This window comes from Candidatus Leptovillus gracilis (assembly GCA_016716065.1).
GTDB lineage: Bacteria > Chloroflexota > Anaerolineae > Promineifilales > Promineifilaceae > Leptovillus > Leptovillus gracilis.
The window spans coordinates 214,371-236,402 of sequence record JADJXA010000006.1 but is presented as its reverse complement, the minus strand read 5'-3'; the positions used below and the strand labels follow the sequence as shown (position 1 = coordinate 236,402).

Genomic DNA, 22,032 nt, shown 5'->3' with positions numbered 1-22,032 from the left:
AGTTAACGCCAATCATCAATTCGCTACTGCCAACGAAAAATCGTTACGCTGCCATTCTGGTAAGCCACTTCCAGACGGCCGTTAAACTTTTCTTGCACTTGCCCGCCATAAGCGTCTCGTTCCAGGCTGCCGACGTAAATGTACTCCACCTTGTATTGGTCTAGCAGCGCGGCTGTGGTGGCCCAATCGGCCAGAGTGTAGATGGTTTCCACGGCCGGTTGGCGCAGCGCCGGTTCCGGCGTGTCTGGGCCGCGCCACTGGTATTCGTGGCCGCCCCAACCCAGGAGCGTGGGCAGGCCGGTGTTGGCCGAGATACGGCCGTAACCCGAATACTGCCCACCGACCGCTTCCACAATCACCGGCGTCCCGGCCACGTTTTGCCGCAGCCATTGGATGGCCGCGTATTCGTCCGGGTTGAAGCGTTCCACGTAAGCCAGGCCGTTCAACGTCGCTGCCGGTCGGTCGGGGAAATTTGCCGGGCCGCGATACTCCAGCGCCCGTGAACGCACGCCATAATAGGGGAAAAGCAGGGCAAAGGCCAGCATGACGGCATAACCGGCAGCGGCCGCGAGCGGCGCCACCCGCTGGATTCCTTGCCGCCAACCATGCAGCAGAGAATCCAGGCCAAACAGCGCGGCCACGCCAAACAACACCCACGCCTGATAATAAAACTTAAAAATGGTGTTCAATCGCTGCCCAAAATTGTCGCGCAGGTAGACAAACTCCGGCCCCAGTGTCAGCAGCGCCCCGGTGAGGACCAGCAGCAGCACAAAAGGAGACGGGGAGACTGGGGAGACTGGGAGACCGGGAGACCAGGAGACAGGGAGACCCGGAGACCCGGAGACCGGGAGACCAGGAGACCCGGAGACAGAGAGAGTCTCCCCCTCTCCATGTCTCCCCCTCTCCATGTCTCCCCCTCTCCCCATCTCCTCATACCAAACCATGACCACCAGGGCAATAAGGCCGGACAGGTAAAGGGTTAGTCCGGCGTAGGCCAGACGGTTGGCAAGGAAGGTGGGCAGGATGGCGAAAACGGCCGTCAACCCCCAACCCAACGCCACACCGTTTTCCGGCCGTGGGGCCAGAACGATGCCCAATTCATCGGCCAACGAAGTGACACGCCAGGCGCCATCGGCGCTGCTGGCGACAATCCAGCTAAAGAAGAAGGTCAGCAGGTAGAGGGCAATCAGCAGGGCAGCGGCCGTGCCCATCCCTTTGCGCCACTGCCGCCAGCGCTGCCGCGCCGCCAACGCCAGCAGCCAGATGGTAATGACCCACAGCGGCATGGCAAAAATAATCAGAAATTGCGGCAGCCGGGTGGTTCGCATGAGCATAGGCAGCAAAAAGGGCGCGCCCGCCTGCGACCGAAAGCCCAAATAGAAGGGCAAATACAGCAGCACGGCCGTCAGCAGCAGCAGCAGCCCCATCACCGCCCCCTGAGTGAACACCCGGCTGCTCCAACCCTCCAGCCGCCAGCGCCCCAAGGCATACGCCCCGGCCACCACAAACAGATGAATGAATACGTCCCAGGTGTTCAGAAAAGACAATCCACCCAAAACCAGCGCCGTGAACAGGAAGAAAGGCCAGTGAATTGTGAAGTGCGAAGTGAGAATTGTGAAGTGTGAAGTGAAAGAGGACGGCATGGCGCTCCCTGCCAACTCCCCACTCCCAACTCCCCACTCCCCACTCTTCAGCCACCACGCCAATGCCAGCGCCAGACTGAGAAAGGCGAAGGGCAGCGCCAGCACGTGGGGGTGCATGTCGCCCAAGACAAAGCTGAAGCCGGGGAATTCGGCGATGGGTTCCAGCCCTTCTTCGGCGCGGCCGGAGAGGTGGTATTCGTGGATGGGGCGCGATGAGCGCCACCACCACCAGCCGCCATTTTCGTAGCGCGGCGTCTGGTTGGGGCTGTAGGCGGCGTTGATGTCGCGCACGTCGAGCCACTGCCAGAACTCGGCCGGACCAACCTGGTTGGCGTACAACAGTTCCAGGGTGATTTGTTGGTTGCCGGCGATGGGCAGGGCGACGGCCGCCACCAAACCCAGCAGCACAGCGCTGGCCCGTGCCCCGCGCAGAGCGATTAAATTGTATACCAGGCCAAATGCGCCTACGGCCGTTCCCGCCACCAGCCAGGCAATACCCAGGTTAAAGGCGATGGCCTCCGGCACGGCCGCCAGCCGCGCCAGCACCGAAGTCATCACATACCCAAAATAGTAGTAGCTGATGGCGTAGCCAGACAGCCAGGGGTCCAATGGCGGCATGGGCCGGGCTGCGGCCGGCCGCGTTTAGGAAGGCAAATTCCATCGGCTTTTCGGTGGCCGTGATGGCCGGGTTTTGCGCCCGCACCCACACCCACAGGGCAAACATCGCCGCAAACACCAGTTCGGTGATGAGTATTTGCGACCAATTTTGGCGCAGCCAGAAGATAATAGCTGGTTTATCCGCTTGTTTCGCCTGAATTGTGACCCAGACCGACAGCCCAATCACGGCTGCCAGCGCCAGCAGCACACCGCCTAAATCATTTTGCAGGAAGCCCAAACTGCCCAGCAGCCAGAACAGAAAGGTGACGAGCAGCAGCCCTAGCATCTTGCTGAAAGCGTAACCCCGGTCGGGCAGGGATTTGAGGAAATAGGCGGCCAATGGGAAAACGGCCGTGCCCAAAACCATCAGCACAACCCACCAGCGAAAAGCGGCAAAAATGTCGGAAAGTGGCATGTGTTGTGTAATCCGTTATCCGTGTTCTGTAATCTGTTGTCCGTGTTCCGTAATCCGTTGTCCGTAAACGGTTCACGGCTTACGGAACACGGTAAATCACCGTCTCGTCGTTCCGGTAAACTTCTGTCAGCAGCCCGGCCTGGACCATTTGCGCGAATTTGGCGATGCCCGCCGGATTGTAGTAAACCTGTTCCAACTGCCCCACGTAGACGTATTGTACGTTGTATTTGTTCAATAACGCCTGGGCGGCGAACATGTCCGGCGTATTGTACAACTGGTTTACCTCGTTGATGCGGTCGCTGACCAGATTGCCGGGCAGGGTGGCCCGCTGCTGCCGCTGATGCCAATCCCAGCCGACGATGGCCGGCAGGCCGGTGTACATAGACACGCGGTTGGTGATGGAGCGGTACGGGCTGAAGTTGCCGTTGTTGTGGCTGTGCCCCTCGGCGATTACCGGCGAACCGGTGATGTTGCGCTGCATCCATTGGATGGCGTCGTAATCATCGGCCAGGGTGATGGTGGAATTGTTGGTGTCGCCATAAGAGACGTAACGCATGAAGGCCATGCCGTCCAGGCTGTTGGGCGCTTCCTTGCTCATGCGGATGTTCCACTTGGCCGGGGTCGCCAGCAGCGGATAAAGCAGGGCAGCAAAGAGCAGCAGACCCAGGGCGACTTGCCAGACCTGCCGCACCGCTTTTTTCTGCCGGATGGCCCGGAAGGTCCACACGGCCGTTACCCCGCCCACCACGCTCAAAATCAGCCACACCTGCATATAAATCTTAAACACGGTGTTCATCCGGCCGATGTCGCCGTCCAGCACAAAAATCTCCACAAACAACGTCAGCGCCAGGGCGGCCGAAATCAGCACCAGCACAATGCGCCGCGCCGGGGGCAGATTGGGCCGCAGCCCCAACAGCCCACTCACCATGACCAGCGTCAAGACAAACGGCGCGATCCAATAATTCTTGAAGAACAACACCAGGATGAGCAGCACATAGACGACCAGCGCCAGGACAAAGGCAAAACCCCAGGAGCGCCAGCCCTGCAGTTGAGCGTAAGTCCACCCTTTGCTCCAGGCGCGAAATTCCAGGAACAGATAGGGGAGGATGAAAAAAAGGAACAGGCCATAGATGGTCAGGTAGTTGGTCAGGTGGGTGTAGGAACCGGCCCACAAGGAGACAGAGTTGTAGCCGGAGCCGTAATGGGCGACAAAAGGCCAGAACAGCAGCGCCGAGAGGGCGACCAGCACGGCCGTTTGCACCACTGCCTGCCCGACCAGGGAAAACGAAAAACGACCGTACTGCTGATAAACATAAAACGTCACCGCCAGCGCGCCAATCACCAGATACGTCGGCCAATCCCAGGTGTTTGTCGGCCGCAGCACCCCAATGGCCAAAGCGCCGACAAACCAGAGCAGCGCTTTTTCCCATTGCCGATTGCCGATTGACGATTGACGATTGACGGTGGGTGAAAGCGCCAGCCCTACCGCCCAGCCCAGCGCCAGCAGTTGCAGCGGCAGGCTGATCATATGGGCGTGTAAATCGGCATACAGGAAGGTGAAGAACGGGAATTCGGTGATGGGACCCACTTCGCCGGGGTTGGCGTTGATCGCCCGCGAAGCTGTCCAGAACCAGTCCCCAGGATACATTGGGGCCGGTTGGCCGCTGACCAGGTTCACTGCGCCGTCGAAGGTGCGCAGCAGCGCATCCAGCCCGCCCACACCGGTGCTGATGGCCGTGCTGCCCGCCCGATACCAGACGTCCAGCACCACGCCCACCTGCGCCAGATTGCCCACCAACACCGCCAGCGCTGCCGCCACAAGACCGGCAAAGAGGGATTGACGATTGACAGGGGCGAAGCCGTCGCGCAGCGACATTGACGATGGACGATTGGCGATTGACGACCGATGCGCGGCCAGATTAAAGGCCACCGCAAACGCCCCCACGCCGGTGAAACTGAACAACATGGGTAAAATCAGGTTGTAGGCCATCGTTGGCACGATGCCCAATAGTTTGGCAAGCACGCCGGCGTAGACGAAGCCATAGTAATAATAATTGATGTAGCCGCCGGCATACCAGGGGTCGTAGGGCGGGAAGGTGGTGGATTTGAGTACGGCCGTAAAATAAGCCAGGTCCATCGGTTTCTCGCCGCCCCAAATAATGTCCCACACGTCCGGGTTGCCCAAACGAATCAGAATCGCCAGCAAAAACAGCCCGACGCCCAGCAGTTCCACCACGCCAATATATTTCAGGTTGGCCCGCGTAAAAGCCAGCATGTCTGCGCCGCGCCGCCACAGGATAAAGCCGCTCAGCAGCGCCAGCAGCAGCAGGCCCAGCAGCAGCGTGCCCCGCGTATTGACCAGCCAGCCCAAACTGGCGGTTATCCAGGTGAAATAAGAGAGCAGCAAAATGGATAAAATGCGCGCCAACGCAAAGCCTTTGTCGGGCAGGCCGCCCAGAGCCACGAAGGCCACCGGGAAGGCCAGCCAGCCCAGGGCCACCACCATCAGCCACCAGACGATGGCCGCCACAGCCGAATTCTGCGACAGCAGGCCGTCCGGGTTGAAAAGCTGGCTAAACGTGCCGTTGGCCGCCTGCAGCGCCTGCGCCGCTGGCGACAGCATCAGGCCGTTGGGCGCAAGGGTGGCCTGGTCGGGCGTCTGGAAGATGGTTTGTGTCAGGTCTACGCCGCCCAGGATTTGGATGGTGTTTTCGTGGCTGTAGGTCTCGGTCTTCTTAAAAATCCAGACCGGCGGATGGTCGTAGACGCTGAACGCCTCCTCGGCGGCCAGGTCGCCGGGTGGCGGCCAGCCTACTTCTGGCGGCGCGCCCCAGCGCATCTGCCCGGTGGTGTCGCTGAGATAGATGGGGCCGACGCGGAAATCGGCGTGGAATTGGCTGACCAGTTCAAACCCCAATTCGCCGCTGAACAACGCTTCGTAGTAGCGCATCATCAGCGGGTAGGTGAGGGGCAGGCGGGGCAAGTGCCAGATGGCCCGCTGGCTGCTGATGGCGATGTAGTCGGCTTCGTCCAGCCAGGCGACCACTTCTTCGCGCTTTTGGAAGCTGTCCGGGTGGGTGACGGGGCGCTGGCCGCCATTGACTTCGGTGTAATAGCTGCCATAGGCGGAACGGCCGTTGATATTCGCCGGCAGCAGATCATCCCAATGCTCGTTGACAATGATGCTGGTTCCCAAGGCCACCGGCCCGCCTTCGCCCAATTCGATGACGATTTCATACGGCGTGTTGGGCGGGATGGGCGTGTCCGGCAGGTCGGCCAGAGCGGATTGGCGCGTCTGGTCCAGGTTGAGGGAAAGTTGGGTTGGCTGGCTGGTTGGTTGGTTGGCCGGCCCAAGGGGACGCAGGCTGACGTACAGCGTTTCCGAGTCGGTCAGGTCGCCGGTCTGGTTGTAGTCCAGGTCGGTGAGGTAGTTGAGGCGCACGGCCGTTGCCGTGCCCCCGTCTGGCAGTTCAAACGACAGAAACAAGGGCGGCGCGCCCTGGAAGTAGGTGTAGCCTTTAAGCGGAAGCTGCAGCTGGCGCGTCTCGCCATTCAGCTCATACATCAGCGTCGCCCCGGTGGGCACATGTTCATACATCCATTCGGAGGCGGCCAGACGGGTGAACGGTTTCTGGTAGGTGCTGACGAAGGTGTTGGCCCAGAAGAAGCTGGGCAGGATGGTGAGGAGGATGAGGGTGATGACGGCCGTTTGCCGCCAGACCCGTCCTGTTTCGCTGCGCTGCGCCAGCCGCCACAGCTCCACCAGCGCCCAGGCTGCCAGCAGCAGCAGCGTGGGATAAATCGGCAAAAAGTAGCGGATAGACTTGACCCAGCGAGTCGCCATGAACAGGAAATAAACGCCGCTCCAGGCGACCGGGATGGCGTGAGCCAGCCAATCCGGCCGATTGCGCACAATGCGCCACAGCGCCCAGAAGAATCCCACCCAGGCCATGATTCCGGCCGTCAGCCCCATGCCATAGAGAACCATGTTGGTCAGCGGGAACAAAATTGGGGCGCGGTCGGTCCACTGCAAGGCGGGTGGGAAGGAGGCTTCTGGCGCTTGCAGCCGTTGAATTTCTTCCATGTTACTGCGCCATTGCGGATTAAAGCCGATGAGTGAACCGAGGACAGCCACCAGCGGATTGGCTTCCTGGCCGGTGGTCGTCAGCGCCTCCTGGCGGATGATGGCCGCGTCGGCGAAGGCATAGGGTTGGGCCAGGCGGAAGGTGAGCAGGGAGACGGCCGCGGCCAACAGTAGTCCCAGGAGGATGCGCTGGGCGTCGGCGGCGGCGGGGGTGGCGCGGACGAGAACGTTGAGACTCAGCCAGTCGCGCCACTGGTGGCCGCGTTGGTGCAGCCAGAGGATGCCGGCCAGCGGCGCAATGCCGGCCAACGGGGCGACGTTGATGCGCGAGGCCACCGTTAGACCCAACGCCAGGCCAAACATGGCCCACCAGCGCAGCCGCCAGCGTGGCGATTTGTCACCGAACCCGGCAGCGCGCACGGCCGTATACAGCGTCAGCGTCGTCAGGGCGGCGGCCCAATTGTCCATGGTGTAAAAATGGGACTGCTGGATGGGCATGACGGCCAGCGCCAACAGCAGCGCCGCCAGCAGCCCTACCCGCCAATCGTACAAACGACGCCCCATCAGAAATAAAAAGAAGATGGATACCAGGTCTACCAGCCCGGAGAGGAAGCGGCCCAACAGATGAACGCCGTCATAGGCGGTGTAGTTGTGGGCGCACAGCGCCAGTGGTGGAGCGCCGGGCGAGGTGAAGGCGGCGCACAAATCGTTGGCCCACTCGCCAATGTAGCGGGCGAGGGTCATGGGGAAGTTGCCGTAGACGTAGAAAGTTTTGCCGACGTTGTAGGGGTTCAGCGGCGATTCGGAGGTGCGCAGGTAAGTGAGGGGATTGTTGGTGGTGCGCAGCAAGGAGGTGACTTCGGTGAGAAAGCGCTCGTCGGGGTGGAGGTGCGTGCCCTGGTCCCAATTTAGCCCGGTGAAACGAAAATAGGCGGCCACCAGGAGAATGAGGAAGAGGAGGATGAAAGTGAGGGATTCCCAGGTAAACGGCCGTTTCACTGACGCAACTGTGTCGGGGGCAGGTGGTGTAATCGGTTGGGACTCTTCGGCTGCGTGCATCATGGTTTTAGTCTTGGTCGTCTCAGGCTGATAGATTCAGAGTGTTATACACACAAGCTGTAAAAAAGCCTTATCTTTTTGCTGAATTTTTCATGAGATCAGGTGGTGACGGAGACCTGTCTGGTCTTTTGCCAACAAAGGGAGGATTCTAGCCGAATTGGTGCATTTGGGGTAGTTGGACGGGCGAATCGTTGTGATAGGGTGGCGGGAGAATCTGGCGCAGGTAGCTTTCCAGGCCATATTCTTGGTCCCAATGGCTGGGATAGCCCAACGATACTTCGTCGAAGCGCACGCCGTCCAGGGTGCGGCTGCCGCGCATGTGCAGGTGGCCGTAGATAACGGCCGTTACCGGAAAACGCACGTGCCAATCTTCCGTCTGCCGCGTGCCGCACCAGATAGAAAAGCGGGGATGCGCGGCAGCTCGATCAGCTCTTGCCGTAGGGGGAAGTGGTTGACAAGGAGCAGTTGGCCGTGTACGGCCGTTGTTTCCAGGCGGCGTTCGGTGTAGCGGCAGCGGGCGGCGCACCAGGCGGCTCGCGTGGGGAAGGGGTCGGGGTAAAGCAGATTCTCGTCGGCGCATTCCAGACCAGAAGCGGCGGCCCAGGAGACGGCCGTTTCCGGCGTCACCCCATTGGCGCTAAAGGTGTAGTCGTACAGCGTAAAAATCGGCGCAATAAACAGCGGCGGGCTGCTGCCCGGCCAGACCACATAAGGGTCTTCCGGCGTTACCACCCCCAACTGGCGACAAACCGAAACCAATTCGTTATATTTAAAGATGCCCCGCGCATTGCTGCCGCTGGTCTCCACCGTCCACAGGTCATGGTTGCCAGGCGTCCAAAACACTTTGGCGAAACGATTGGCTAACAGCTTAAACGCGGCGCGAAAGCGGGACACATTTTTGGCCACATCTCCGGCCACGATCAACCAATCCTCAGGATGAGGCGGCAGCGCGTTCAGCGCTTGTCTGTTTTCTACCGCCGAAAGATGCAGGTCGCTGATGGCGTAGAGTTTCATAGCGTGGGGATCAGTGTTCGGTGGCGGCGCTGCACGCCGATCATTGGTTACTGAACACTGGTCACTGAACACTGCTCAAACCGTCCCCCCCGAAATCTGGATCAGATTCAGCATCGCATCTTGGTCCAAAATGGTGAAGCGGCGGCCCTTGATGGTAATCCACTTTTCGCGGCGGAAGCGGCCCAGGGCTTTGTTGATGCTGACGCGGGTGGCCCCGGTCATTTCCGCCAGGTCAGTTTGGGTCAGGGAAAGGTCAATGCGCAGGCCATCGGCCGAGTCCAGGCCATGTTGTTCGGCCAGATTCAGCAGCACCCGCGCCAGACGAGCCGGTAAATCTAAAAAGAAGATGTCGGTGATCTGGTTGTTGAGATTGCGCACGCGCTGGGTCAGGGTGCGCAAGACGTGCAGGGCAAAATCCGGGTTATTGCGCAGGAAGCGCATGAAATCTTCACGGTGCAGGGTCAGGGTTTCGGTGGGTTCAATGGCTTCGGCCGAAGCGGAGCGGGGGGACTCGTCTAGCAGGGCAAATTCGCCAAAAAAATCATCTTTGCCCAGAATCGCCAGCAGCGCTTCTTGCCCTTCCAGGGTGGCAGTGGTTATTTTTACTTTGCCTTTTTGAATGATATACAGCAGCCCACCAGGGTCGCCATAGTGAAAGATGATCTGTCCGGCGCTGAAACGCCGGGCTACCAGCCGGGACGACAATTCTGCCAGCTCGTCCTGGCTCAACTTGGCAAAAAACGGGACCTGTTTCAAGGCCTCGTCCATATGACGATTTGGTTGCATGATGTTCCCCTCTTCCAATGCTTCACCCAGACTTCCCGTTCCGGGCGAAAAAATGCGTTGATGTCTGCTTGTGAATCAGACGTAAAAGAACGATTTGGAAAATCGTTCGACACGCTGCTACGATTCTTCCAATTTTATCTCATCATAGGCGCGTTCCAAACTTTGTTTGATGTGCCGTTTTACCCAATCGGCCGGCAGGTCGTTCAGCGGGAACAGATTCATTAATTCTGGTACGCAGTGGTACAGCTCTTCGTGCGCTTGCTGGGCTTGCCAATGCTGCCGGGCGTATGACCGCATCTGGCTGAGAAAGTGGCGCGCCGGTTGAATGGCCTGTTGGTCGCAAATGGGGCCGCGACCGGGCACAATGGTCTGGATGGGTTGGGGCCACTGGGCCAGTTTGTCCAGCGATTCCAGCCATTGGCGGCAGCTGCCCTCGCTGAGCATGGGGTGGGTGTTGACGACCAGGGTATCGCCGGTGAACAACACGGCCGTATCGGGCACATAGACCCAAATATTGCCGGTGGTAGGGCCTGACGCGGCTATCAGGCAGATTTCGCGGCCGCCTTTATAAAGGCGCAGCGTTTCGGCAAAGCTGAACGACGGCCGTTCGACGCTGACCGCGCTTAACTCGCGGCTGCGATCCGGGTAGCGGGCGCCCAGGCTTTCGCTGAACATAAGCGGGTAGCGCTTGTCGTAGTTATTCAGCCGCACGGCCGTTTGCTCGTGGACAATGGCCGGGGCGTTGAGCCAGCGGGTATTCAGGACGCGGTCACCGTTGTAATCGGTGAGGATGATAAATTGCAGTGGGTACTGGTCCAGACGGTGCAGGCGCATGGCCCAATCGCGCGCGTCGCGTGGGAACGTTGGCGCGTCTATGGCAATTCCCCCTTTCGGCGTGAGAACTGCGCCGACGTTGACGCCGGTGTAACTGGTTTCCACAAAGACGTTGTTGGCAATTTCTTTCATCAAGTTTGTCTAGTCTGAAAACTGGTTACCGAACACTGACTACTGAACACCGCCGCGTAAGAGTTGGGTAACGGCCGTTTGCGCCGCCGCCAAGGCGCCACGTATGGCCTCTTCATCCGCCGACGGGCCGCCGCCCTGGGCAAAGGTTGGGCTGCCGCCACCACCTCCGTTTCCCAGCAAACCAAAAGCCATAGCTAAAAGCGCCCGCATATCCAACTGCTGCATCCCATCCCGCGCATCCGCTGCGCAGGCAAACAATAACTGCGCTTTGGCCCCGGCCATACCCAACAAAACAATCACCCCGGCGTGCTGCGTTAACTGCAAGGCCAATGCCTTCAGGTTGGTCCCCGTCTGCGGTTCGACCACATGCGTGATTACCGTGAAACGGCCTACCCTGCTGCCGGTGAGCAGCAGATGTTCGGCTGCCAGCCGTTGGCGCTCTAGCTGCTCTTTTTTCAGAAGCCGCTGCGTCTCTTTGGTCTCTTCGCGCAGATGACGAATGGCATCTAGCAATTGAGGTGCGCCGGTGGTGAACTCGGCCATCAGGGCGGCCACCAGATGATGCTTTTGTCCATAATCTTGCCAGGCGCGCCGGCCGCAGACAAATTCAATCCGCGCCTTTTCACCCCGTTTATCAGCTTTGAGCAGTTTGATCAGCCCTACGCTGCCGGTTTGCGCCACGTGGGTTCCGCCGCAGGCCGTCAGGTCAAAATTTTCAATTTCTATCAGGCGCAGCTCCTCGCCGTTGGCGTCTGGGATTTTGCGGATGGGCAGTGTTTGCGCTGCCTGCCGACTGACAAACCGTACCTGTATTGGCCGATTCTCCCAGATGATGTGGTTGGCTAACTGCTCGGCGGCTGCCAATTGGGCGCGGGTGAGGTCTGGCGTATCCAGGTCTATGGTCAGGCTGTTGTCGCTGAGGTGAAACCCAACCGTTTCAGCATCGGCCACGCGGATGAAAGCCTGGGAGAGAATGTGCTGGCCGGTGTGCTGCTGCATGTGGTCGAAGCGGCGGTCCCAATCAACGGTGGCGGTAACGGCCGTATCCTCCACCATCGCCCCTGCCCATTCGACCGCCAGCCAGTGCAGCACCGCCCCATCCGCTTCACGAACAGACACATCTAGAACAGGAACGCCATTCACAATGCCCCTGTCGGCCGGCTGTCCGCCTGAAGCGGGATAAAAATAGGTCTGCTCCAGGATAAGCGCAACCCGATCCCCCTCTATTTGTTTTTCGACGATGCTGCTGGTGAAAGTGGTGGTATATGCGTCCTGGTAATAACGTCTAGCGCTCATTACGTCGTTTGTCTTCTGTCCAGATTGGCAGTGTGAAGTTGAAGCGCGCACCACCGGCGGGGGCGTCATCCACCCAGATTATGCCACCATGCCCTTCTACCGCCAGACGACAAAAAGCCAGCCCTAAGCCCAACCCTTTGGAGTAAGTGTCGGTTTTGATACGCCGGAATTTCTCGAAGATGGTGTCGCGCAGACCTTCGGGAATGCCTTCTCCCTGGTCGCTGACCGTGATGAGCAGAAACTGTTCATCATAGACCGCAGCGCCAAAGGTGATTTGCTGGCTGTCCGGGCTGTATTTGATGGCATTGTCTAGCAAGTTGATCAGTACCCGCCGGATCATATCTTCTTGAACGTGCGCCGGAGGCAGTTGATCGGCAATTTGCAGACGCAGCCCTACTTCGCGCCGCTCATAGCTTGGCTTAACGGTGTCCCACACATCTTCGATGAGTTTAGACAGGTCTACCTGGCTTTGTTCGGTGATGGGATGCCCGGCTTCGAGTTGGTTGATGTCTAGCAGGGAGCGGATGAGGGTTTGCAGGCGGCTGCTGCTGCGCATGGCAATGTCTACCATCTCAATGAGGATGGGATTGCTGTCGTCTGGCAGCTCGTAAGTGAGCAGCTCCAGGCTGGAGATGACATTGCCCAGCGGGCTTTGCAGGTCGTGGAACAGCATGGCTTGAAGGTCTTTGCGCATTTCCTCCAGTTCGATCTGCTTGGAGATGTCGTGGTGGATCCACTGGATGAATTCGGTTTCACCATAGGAGGTGCGTTTGGCGTAGACTTCGACATGAATGCGACGGCCGTTCTTGGTGACAATCTGGCTGTTTAATACCCGCACCGAGTTGGGCTGCATTCGGCGCACATTGGGCAGTTTGGCCTCTGGCGCGTGCAAGTCGCTAATTTTGCTGCCCAACAATTCCTGGCGCGAATAGCCCGTAAAGGCAAAGGCGCGGCGGTTGGCTTCAACAATCTTCCCCGAAAGGTCGGCCAGAATAATCGGGTCTATGCTGTCCTGAAAAAGGCTGGTATAGCGGGACTCGGCGGCTTGTGTCAGGGCAAACTGTTGGGCGTTGGCGATGGCGCTGCTGGCGACATTCGCCAGATTCACCAACAGGTCCAGGTCCTGATTGGTAAAAACGCCGTCTAAGGGGTTGATGGCCTGGATTGTGCCCAAGACTTCCCCTTTGTACGCCATGGGGGCGCAAATCATGGCGCGGGTTTCGTAGCCGGTGCGTTCATCCCCCATGCGCTTGAAGCGCAAATCCTGGCTGGTATCCGGCACGTGGGCCGGTTCGCCATGTTCCATCACCCAACCGGAAAGCCCCTGGTTAGACGGCAGGCGCAGGCCAACAATGCTTTCGCTGCCAATGCCTTCAGCGACTTGATACACCAGTTCGTTGCTTTGTTTGTCTACCAGAGCGATGGAGATGGCTTCGGCGTGCAGCAGATCGTTCATTTGCGCCAACATCAACTGCATCACTTCGTTGATGTCCAGGGTGGAGTTAATGGCCCGGCTGGCTTCATTGAGCAGACTGGAGATGCGTAACTGGCGGCGCGATTCTTCTAACAGACGGGCATTTTCGATGGTGTTGGTGGCCTGGTTGGACACAGCCATCAATAAATCCAGGTCGCGCTGATCAAATTGCCCGATGCCCGGTTTGCGGATGGTGGCCGCGCCAATGGCCCGGTCGCCCATGGCAAACGGGGTGCATAGAACAGACCAGGGTTCACGCGCGGTGAAGTGGTCGTCATGGCGCGGCAGCCAGCGGGGATCGGTCTGGCTGTTGTTGATGATGACCGGCTGGCAAGAGCGGACGACCAGACCGGCGACGCCTTCCTCTAAAATGTTCTTGAAGAAGAGGTCGGTATTGTGTTCCTGGGGGTCTTCTCCGGCCGGCCAGATGTGTTCCACCTGGTAATGTTCGTTCACCAGGATGATGCTGCCATCTACGGCGTCTAGTTGTTTGACGACAATGAGGAAAACACGGGGTAAGAGGGCGCTGAGGTTACGGCCGTCTGCTTCAACCTGGGTAAGGATGTGGCTGACGTCGTACAGCGCCTGCAAGCGTCCACTTGTTACGTCGTCATCAAGGAGGTGTGCGTTGGAGATGTCCATAACTATATTTTCGCCGGAGGGAGTCAACCGAAGTTGCTTACAGATTAATTATACGCCATATCTGTGACCCGCCTACTATGAATTTTAGGCGCGCCCCTGCTGCCCACGGCGATAACGGCGCAGCAATGCCAAAATAGGAGCGATTTGTCTCTTTAAGCAAGCTGCCATCCAGGGATCACATCCAGGTCGAGGTTGCCCCGACGGCCGTTCATAAAATGCCAATGGGCGGCAGCCCCGATCATAGCGGCATTATCCGTACAGAGTATAGGAGCAGGGTACCATACGGGCACATTCAATTGTTGGCGCATTGCCTGGCGAAGGGCGCTGTTGGCCGAAACACCGCCGGCCATATGGACGGCCGTCACGCCATGCGCTGCCGCTGCCCGTCCTGTTTTGATGACCAATGCGTCTACCACCGCGGCCTGGAAGCTGGCGGCCAGGTCGTTGACGGGCAATGCGCCTTTGTATTTTTGTGTTTCACGCAGTACGGCCGTTTTCAGCCCGCTAAAACTAAAGTTAAAGCCATCTTCCATAATGGCGCGGGGGAACTGGAAGGCGTTGGGGTTGCCCGTCTTGGCTGCATGGTCTATGGCCGGTCCGCCGGGAAAGGGCAGCCCCAAGATGCGCCCTACTTTGTCGAACGCTTCCCCGGCGGCGTCGTCGAGCGTGCCACCTAGGTGTTGGTAACGGCCGTGATCGCTCATTAAATATAGTTCTGTGTGGCCGCCGCTTACCACCAGCGTCAGCACGGGAAAGGCAATTTCCGCTGCCGGGCGCGCCAGCCATAAGGAGTAAATGTGTCCTTCGATGTGGTTGATGCCTAACAAGGGTTTGCCGCGGGCCAGGGCAATGCCTTTGGCAAAATTCACGCCCACCAGCAGCGAACCAACCAATCCCGGCCCCTGGGTGACGGCGATGCAGTCCAGGTCGTCAAAGCCCAGGTGGGCTTCGTTCATGGCCTGCGTCACCACCGGGTAAATAACTTCGATGTGCCGCCGCGAGGCCACTTCCGGGAAAACGCCGCCGTATTGGGCGTGCAAATCCACCTGGCTGGCAATGACGTTGCTGAGAATGGTCGTCCCATTTTCGATGACGGCCGCCGCCGTTTCATCGCAGGAGGTTTCAATGGCAAGGATTCGAGTTGTTTGGGTCATGGGTTAGTTGGTAGTTGTTAGTTGTTAGTTGTTAGTTGGTTTGTTGTTTATTGCTCACTGTTCATTGTTTTTATTAGCAGGCGGATGAGGGCAGTGGCCTGGTCTGGCAGCACGGTGCGCGGGTCGAGCAGGAAACGGCCGTCTTGAATCCGTCCGATCAGGGGGGGTGTGGCGGTGCGCAGGGCAGCGGCCAAATCGTCCGGGTTGGCGGTGGCGAGGGCGACCAGCCGGGTGGGCAGCATGGCGCCGGGCAAACTGCCGCCGCCAACGGTGGAATGACCATCTATTACCTGGGCGGCGATGCCTTGCTCTTGCAATTGGGCCGCCCAGGTGTCGGCCGTGTCGCCAAGTTCATCCACTGTGCGGGCGATCATTTGCCAGATGGGCACGGCCGTTTCCGCTTCTTCCTTTAGGTAATGGGTCAGTGTGGCCGTCAGGGCGGCCAGCGCCAGTTTGTCGGCGCGCACAGCCCGCGCCAATGGGTGGCGCATGATGAGTGCCAGCAAATCGGCCCGGCCGCATAAAATGCCCGCCTGCGGCCCGCCCAACAGCTTATCGCCGCTAAACGCCACCACGTCGCAGCCGGCGGCCAGCGCCTGGCTGACTGTGGGTCCCGGTTCCAGGCCATAAACGGCCGTGTCCAACAGCGCCCCACTGCCCTGGTCGTACAGCAGGGGCAGGTGGTGGGCGTGGGCCAGTTCGGCCAGTTCGGCCAGCGATGGCTCGGCGGTGAAGCCGATGATTTTGAAGTTGGAATGATGAGCGACCATCACCGCAGCGGTATTTTCGCCGATGGCCGCCTGGTAGTCGCCCAGGTGGGTGCGATTGGTGGTGCCCACTTCCACCAGTTTGGCGCCCGATTGCACCATTACGTCCGGCACGCGGAAGCCGCCGCCGATTTCCACCAACTGCCCCCGGCTGATGATGACCTCGCGCCCCTGGCAGAGGGCGCTGAGCATGAGCAGCACGGCGGCGGCGGCATTGTTGACCACAGTGGCCGCCGCTGCGCCGGTGAGGCGGGTGAGAAGCTGCCCGGCGTGAACAGCGCGCGAGCCGCGCTGCCCTGTCTCCAGATCATATTCCAGCGTGGCGTAGCCCCGGCTAACGGCCGTGACCGCCGCCAAGGCCGCCTCGCTGAGGGGCGCGCGCCCCAAATTGGTGTGGACAATCACGCCGGTGGCGTTGATGACCGGGCGCAGGGTAGGGGTGAACCATGCCTCCAGCCATTCACGGGCTTCTTGTACCAGCAGGGCGGTCATGGGCATATAAGCGGCGCCGGCGAGAACGGCCGTGCGCTGTTTGTCTATGGTGGCGCGTAGGGCTTCCAGGGTGAGAGAACGGCCGTAGTCGGCCATCAGGTCAATCGTCACCGGCAGGCGCAGCAGGCGGTCTATGCCGGGCAGTTCGCGCAGCAGCATTTGCTGCCGTTCGGTTAGTTCCTCACTCACGCTTTCGGCCATGCCGTTACCAGTCCCCAATCCTTGCACAACAATGACGCTACACAGGTTGAATCTCCGTGTCTTCCGTGCCTGTGTGGTGAATCGTTACATTTATGCTTTGCCAATAGAAATTGTTGAGGCCCGCGCCCGAATTTGCAGCATCACCTCAAACAGAATCAGCACGACGGCGACCAGGGCAGCGACGGCCAGCCCCAGGGCACGATTCATTTGCAGCCAGGCGCAAAAAGTGACCCATATGCCCAGCCAGGCAGCCTGGCGCAAAGTCACATGAAACTGCGGCGGCAGAGAACGGCCGGAGCGATGATCGAGATAGCGGCTGAAGCGCTTGTTGATGAAGTAAGCCAGGGGCAGCGCCAGGCCAGTCACGGTGATAAAGACCGCGCCCAAAAAGGCGATGATGATTTCATTGTTGGCCGCTTCCAGGATGGAGGCTGCTTCAACATTGCCCTGAGCAGTTAAACGCACCAGGTCCAAACGCACCACGTCGAACGGCCACCAGTTGTTGATGATGTGCTGGAGGGCCAGTAAGCCAATGATGAACAAGGCCAGACCTAATAATAAGGAGGGGAGAACGCCAAGCCGCTTGAGCTGATTCATGCTGGCATTATATCCTGCTGTGAAAACGCGGCAAAAGGAGTATACTCAAATTTTGTAGCGGCCGTCATTTGCTGCCTTAAAAGGGGCGCGCATTGTTTTGTGGGGATGTGCCGATGGGCGAGTTTTGGAACAAAAAATTGGCGGTAGAAGATAATCCGACGCAGTGGAGTGTGTTGTTGGCGATTTTCTTTTTATTGGTGGCGCCTTGTTTGGCTGCGGCGGCGTTGATTTATTTTTATGTCAACGAGATGGATACCGGGGTTCTAACGGCCGTTGGCGGATTGTGCCTGTGGACGCTGCTGCTGCCGCTGCTGGCGCTGTTTTACAGCGTGCGGCGGTCGCGGCGGGCGCGGCGGCGTTGAGCGGTTAGCGGGTTGTGTGGCGCAAGATGTGCAGCAGCGCGCGGCCATAGACCTCAGCGGCGGTGGGCGCAGCAAAAGTGAGCGTTTGTTCTTGAAAGTTGGTGGTCAGGTGGTAACGGCCGTCTGTCTGCAATGTTAGCGTCAGGTGGGTGTTTGGTTCCACCCGGTCCAGCATAAACACCAATTCCTGGCGGATTTGTTCTTCCGTGGGTATCCAGACAACTTCGCTCAGCAAGATGTAGTCCATGGCCCATTCCGACGCGCCATGGAAGGTGATGGCCGGCCAGCCCCGCAGCGTCGTTTGCGCCGCCATCATATCCGACAGCACAAAAATGCGGTCGTCCAGGTCGCTGCCGGGAACGGCAAAAAAATCGTTTTCGGTCGGCTTCCAGATCAGGCCAGCGGTTTTTAGTTCTATAGCCAGGGCAAGTGATAGCATGATTATTGTCCCAAAAAAAGTATGGCGAATGATAAAGCAGAACTATCCCAGACGCACAAAAATTAATACAATGGCGATATGACGACAATTATATGGGTAATCCTCTCGTTTTTAGCCGGTTCGCTGCCGTTTTCGGTGTGGGTGGGGCGGCTGGCGCTGCAAAAGGACGTGCGCCAGTACGGCGATGGCAACCCCGGTGCGTCCAACGTGTTTCGGGCAGGGGGCAAGGGATGGGGCGTGTTGGCAGTTTTGTTGGATGGGTTTAAGGGGGCCATTCCGGTGGGGATAGCCTACTATGGGGTGGGGTTGGAAGGTTGGGGGTTAACGGCCGTTGCCATTGCCCCCATTCTTGGTCATGCCTTTTCCCCTTTCCTGCGTTTTCGCGGCGGCAAAGCCCTGGCGACCACGTTTGGCGTCTGGTTGGGGTTGACTTTGTGGTGGGGACCCACCACGCTGGGGCTGGCGTTTGCTTTCTGGCGCTGGCTGTTGGCCGTAGATGGCTGGGCGGTGATGGCTGGGATGCTGACGCTGCTGGTCGTTTTGCTGCTGGTGGGCGCGCCGCCGGCGCTGCTGGCCGCCTGGCTGGGCAATGCGCTGATTCTGGCCTGGAAGCACCGGGAAGATTTGCGCCAGCGGGTGGGGATACGGCCGTTGGCGAAAAAGTGAAAATGGGACGCAGATTTTGGCGGATGCAGCGGATTTTTAAGAAGAGTTAGCCGGGAAAATCGTAACATCTCGAAGATAGGCGTGGTTCATTTCAGTTGATTTGTGTTTTACAAATATAGCAAAAAAGCGTGTCATGCTGAGAGCCTGTGCTGAGCGAAGCCGAAGCATCCTCCGAAGCATCCCGTTCCTCTGGCGTTAGCGGGATGCTTCCCCGTTCGACGTTGCTCAGGGCCGAAGACTCCGCTCAGACCTTGTCCTGAGCAACGCCGAAGGAATGACAATGCCGCGTAAATTTGTAAAGAAGATGTTTCGCCTGATGAACCATGCCAGAAGATACGGAAAATCCGTCTAATTCGCGTCATTCGTGGGCTATTGCTGTTTCTTCGCGCCGATGGGCAAACGAGAAAACGATCAACAGCACGAACATAAGGGCGACGGCCAGAGTGAACGGTTCCGTGGCCGGGCCGCGTTGGATGAAGGAAGCCAGACCCAACAAAAAGGTGACGATTCCGGCGACGGCGAGTAGTTTGGTAAGACGGCCGTTCGTCCAAAAATAACCCGCCATCAGCAAAAAGTAAGCCGCCAGACTGCCCCACTTCAACCACGTAAACCAATGCAGCCGCGCCAGTTCGGCGGCAAAATCACCGGAAGCCAGCTTGTCCGTAATCGCCAACAACTGCACATTCTCCAGCGCGTCGCCGATAAAAGCGAACACGGCGAGCACGGCCGCCAGATAAAGCCACTTTTGGTCTGTTTCACGCACGGCCGTCATGGCAAACGTGAACAAAAAGCCGCTGTACAGCAGCATGTACAGATAATCGAGCCGGTTGCCCTGGTCCATGGCCGCCACCATCGCCGCCTGTTCCGGCGTGCCATTGGCCCCAAACAGCGTATAAATTTCCTCCGGCGTTTCGGCAAATTCAAAGGCGATAATCGGCGAGCCGATGCCGTCAATCTGCCCTGGGGACTCCTGGGGAAAGGTCACCAGGTTCACCAGACTCATCACAATCACCGCCAGACCCAGAAAACCACTGAATATGTACGGCCGTTTCGACATTCTCCCTCCGTTGACAATAGGAGCGCGGACGTCCCGTCCGCGCCGGCAGGCGAGACGCCTGCGCTCCCAGGGTTTTCATTCCTGGTGGTGGTGAGCCGCCCACGCATGAAGTCTCCGTTGAAAATGGGAGCGCGGACGTCCCGTCCGCTCCGGCAGGCGAGACGCCTGCGCTCCCAGGGATTTCATTCTTGGCGGTGCGCCGCCCACGCATGAAGTTTCCAATGGTAAGGCGTGTTTCATTTCAGTTGCCAACGAACAACAACGCCCCTACTTCACTGTCAGCCGGTAGTGCGCCGGGTTCAGGGTCATCGGGGCGGCGGCAGCGATGATGAGGGTGGAGGCGGGCGCGCCGGTTTCGGGGCTAAAGGTGTGGCTGAGAGTACGGCCGTCGCTCAACGTTAACTCCTCTACCACCAGGTTGCCCGCCACCGTCTGAATTAAAATCACGTGCCAGGTTTGCGGGATTTGTCCCGTCGCCCGCACAAAGCCGCTGGCCTGCCAGCCCTGGTCGCTCTCCGCGTCGTCGCTGAAGCCGATTTCCGGGATGCGGATGTCGTCTAGGGCCAGGCCGTGATAGGTCAGGATGGGGTCGGTGACGTATTCAAAGCGCAGCAGAATTTCTTGCCCGGCGAAGGAGGTCAGGTCAATGCGCTCTTTCAGCCAATCGCCGCTGCTGTCGGAGTAAAAATAGTCGGTGAAGGCCGTTTCGCTGGGGTCGTGGAAGGGGTCGGAACCTTGCATGTTGGGCGCTTGCAGCCCTTGCCAGCTTTGCCCGCCATCGGTGGAGGCGGCGACGTAGGCAAAATCGTAGCCGCGTTCGATGTCGTAGTAGACGGCGTAGTGCAGGGTGGCCTGGTCTACGCCGCGCAAGTCGAAGGCGCGGGTAAGCTGCGCCTGGCTGTAATTGGCCCGGTTCGCCAGCCACATCTGGCTGCCGGACACGGGCTGCACAGGGATGAGCGGTGTTTGGGCGCTGCCTGCAAAGGTTATGGTGATCGGGTCATCGCCAATCGGGAGTTGATAATAATCGGCGGCGTATTGGTTGACGGTGGTATCGGTGGTGAAGGGGACGGTGACGGCCGTCATTGCCGCCGTTTCTATCCCTTCGCGCAGGCTGTACACCTTGCCCGCGCCGGGCTGGTCGTGGATGGCCAGGGCGGCCAGCCAATCCAGCCAGAGCGATTCGCCATCAAAGCCGAGATTGTGGGCGGCGGCAACGGCCGTTACCGCATCCAGTCCATTCTCCGGGCTGGTGGCAAATTCGCGGTACAAATCCGGGCCAAGCCGGTTGTAGATGTAACGGTTGAGCAGATAGCCCTGGCCGTAATGGGGGCTGGGGTCGCCGTCTGTCCAGGCGTTGAGCTGCTGGTCGGGGCGGCGCAGGAACAGGTTGGCGCGGCTGATGGCATCCTGGCTGAAACCGAGCAAATCTTCGGCCAGCATCGCCGAGCCTTCGACGGCCCAATCACTGTCGTTGTTGTCGTAGTTGGCTTCGATCATGTGGCGGAATTCGTGGGCCAGGGTGTCTATAAAGCCGTATTCGCCGAAGTAACGGCCGTTCATCACAAACATCTCGCGCTCGTTGGACTGCGGGTCTACGCTGGCCGACACGGTGTCGCTGCTGCTGAAATAACCCAGGATGCCGCACGGTTCGGCGTCGCAAATGGTCAGCGGCGAGGCGCTGAGGATGTGGATGCGTGGGTCGCCGTCTATGCCGGGGTTGTCTTCCTGGCCGAAGATGGCCGTTACTTGGGTGTAGACATCATCAAAGGCTGCGGCCGTGCGTTGTAAGTCAGCGTCTTTGGGATTCAGGTCGGGCGACAGTTCAAACCAGAGGTAGGCATGTTGGCCGACGGCGAGCAGTTCGGCCTGGATGGTGGCGATGGTGATGCTGTCTATGTTGAGGACTTTGAAGCTGTGCTGCGTCCCGACGCCGAGTGACGTGTCGGTGGGGGCGTTGGGGGTGGGCACGGCCGTTAATCCCTTGTAAGCCTGCGCCAGCGCCGCCGGATTGCGCTCTGGCGGCACATTGGCGATCAGTTCGGCCAGGGTGCGGGCTTCGTTTGATGGATGGATGGATGGTTGGTCGGTTGGTTGGGTGGTTGGCGTGGCGGGTGGGAGGCTGGAAGCTGGCGCTGCCGGCTGTTCGTTGACGGGTAGCGGTTGATTTTGGGGAACGGCCGTGCCACCGCAGGCGGTTAGGAGGAAGAAGAGCAGAGCGAAGATGCCTGTTTTCATTGAAATCCTTACAGAGGGTTGTC

The 22,032-nt window shown here is 59.2% G+C and carries 15 protein-coding genes and 1 pseudogene; 2 read left to right on the top strand and 14 right to left on the bottom strand.

What is annotated here, in order from left to right; translation table 11 throughout:
• Positions 1 to 23 precede the first annotated feature (23 nt).
• From IPM39_17365 to IPM39_17315, 11 genes and pseudogenes are all read right to left on the bottom strand, one after another.
• Positions 24 to 2,261 (bottom strand): hypothetical protein, encoded by a 2,238-nt coding sequence (locus IPM39_17365; GenBank protein ID MBK8987809.1) that lies wholly within the window; start codon positions 2,259 to 2,261, stop codon positions 24 to 26.
• Positions 2,146 to 2,715 carry a hypothetical protein gene (locus IPM39_17360; protein MBK8987808.1) on the bottom strand — a complete coding sequence of 190 codons (570 nt, stop codon included), beginning with the start codon at positions 2,713 to 2,715 and terminating at the stop codon, positions 2,146 to 2,148. Before IPM39_17360 ends, IPM39_17365 begins: the two co-directional genes overlap by 116 nt.
• 79 nt (positions 2,716 to 2,794) lie before the next feature.
• Complete coding sequence (locus IPM39_17355) at positions 2,795 to 7,861, bottom strand: glycosyltransferase family 39 protein (protein MBK8987807.1); 5,067 nt, start codon at positions 7,859 to 7,861, stop codon at positions 2,795 to 2,797.
• Between the two features lie 145 nt (positions 7,862 to 8,006).
• Positions 8,007 to 8,872, bottom strand: a pseudogene (locus tag IPM39_17350) (metallophosphoesterase).
• A 75-nt stretch (positions 8,873 to 8,947) separates the two neighbouring features.
• Positions 8,948 to 9,658, bottom strand: a complete 711-nt coding sequence (locus IPM39_17345) for a Crp/Fnr family transcriptional regulator (GenBank protein MBK8987806.1) — start codon at positions 9,656 to 9,658, stop codon at positions 8,948 to 8,950.
• Positions 9,659 to 9,775: 117 nt separating this feature from the next.
• Positions 9,776 to 10,624: an MBL fold metallo-hydrolase gene (locus IPM39_17340; protein MBK8987805.1), complete on the bottom strand. Its 849-nt coding sequence runs from the start codon at positions 10,622 to 10,624 to the stop codon at positions 9,776 to 9,778.
• Positions 10,625 to 10,663: 39 nt separating this feature from the next.
• Positions 10,664 to 11,920, bottom strand: a complete 1,257-nt coding sequence (locus IPM39_17335) for an alanyl-tRNA editing protein (protein MBK8987804.1) — start codon at positions 11,918 to 11,920, stop codon at positions 10,664 to 10,666.
• Positions 11,910 to 14,036: a GAF domain-containing protein gene (locus IPM39_17330; GenBank protein ID MBK8987803.1), complete on the bottom strand. Its 2,127-nt coding sequence runs from the start codon at positions 14,034 to 14,036 to the stop codon at positions 11,910 to 11,912. Before IPM39_17330 ends, IPM39_17335 begins: the two co-directional genes overlap by 11 nt.
• A 152-nt stretch (positions 14,037 to 14,188) precedes the next feature.
• A complete protein-coding gene (tsaD, locus tag IPM39_17325) occupies positions 14,189 to 15,190 on the bottom strand; it encodes a tRNA (adenosine(37)-N6)-threonylcarbamoyltransferase complex transferase subunit TsaD (protein MBK8987802.1) in 1,002 nt (333 codons plus the stop codon).
• A 47-nt stretch (positions 15,191 to 15,237) separates the two neighbouring features.
• Positions 15,238 to 16,608 carry an L-seryl-tRNA(Sec) selenium transferase gene (locus IPM39_17320; protein ID MBK8987801.1) on the bottom strand — a complete coding sequence of 457 codons (1,371 nt, stop codon included), beginning with the start codon at positions 16,606 to 16,608 and terminating at the stop codon, positions 15,238 to 15,240.
• Positions 16,609 to 16,740: 132 nt separating this feature from the next.
• Positions 16,741 to 17,247, bottom strand: coding sequence for a hypothetical protein (locus IPM39_17315; protein ID MBK8987800.1), 507 nt, complete (start codon positions 17,245 to 17,247; stop codon positions 16,741 to 16,743).
• Positions 17,248 to 17,360: 113 nt separating this feature from the next.
• Here IPM39_17315 and IPM39_17310 point away from each other — a divergent pair, with 113 nt between their 5' ends.
• Positions 17,361 to 17,609: a hypothetical protein gene (locus tag IPM39_17310; GenBank protein ID MBK8987799.1), complete on the top strand. Its 249-nt coding sequence runs from the start codon at positions 17,361 to 17,363 to the stop codon at positions 17,607 to 17,609.
• Positions 17,610 to 17,613: 4 nt separating this feature from the next.
• Here the strand turns inward: IPM39_17310 and IPM39_17305 are convergent, their stop codons facing one another.
• Positions 17,614 to 18,048: a hypothetical protein gene (locus IPM39_17305; GenBank protein ID MBK8987798.1), complete on the bottom strand. Its 435-nt coding sequence runs from the start codon at positions 18,046 to 18,048 to the stop codon at positions 17,614 to 17,616.
• Between the two features lie 78 nt (positions 18,049 to 18,126).
• Between IPM39_17305 and IPM39_17300 the strand changes: the two genes are divergently transcribed.
• Complete coding sequence (locus tag IPM39_17300) at positions 18,127 to 18,714, top strand: glycerol-3-phosphate acyltransferase (protein MBK8987797.1); 588 nt, start codon at positions 18,127 to 18,129, stop codon at positions 18,712 to 18,714.
• A gap of 358 nt (positions 18,715 to 19,072) precedes the next feature.
• Here the strand turns inward: IPM39_17300 and IPM39_17295 are convergent, their stop codons facing one another.
• Positions 19,073 to 19,771: a hypothetical protein gene (locus tag IPM39_17295; GenBank protein MBK8987796.1), complete on the bottom strand. Its 699-nt coding sequence runs from the start codon at positions 19,769 to 19,771 to the stop codon at positions 19,073 to 19,075.
• 267 nt (positions 19,772 to 20,038) lie between these two features.
• Entirely contained in the window at positions 20,039 to 22,009 is a 1,971-nt protein-coding gene (locus tag IPM39_17290; GenBank protein ID MBK8987795.1) for an immune inhibitor A, read from the bottom strand.
• Positions 22,010 to 22,032: the final 23 nt, after the last annotated feature.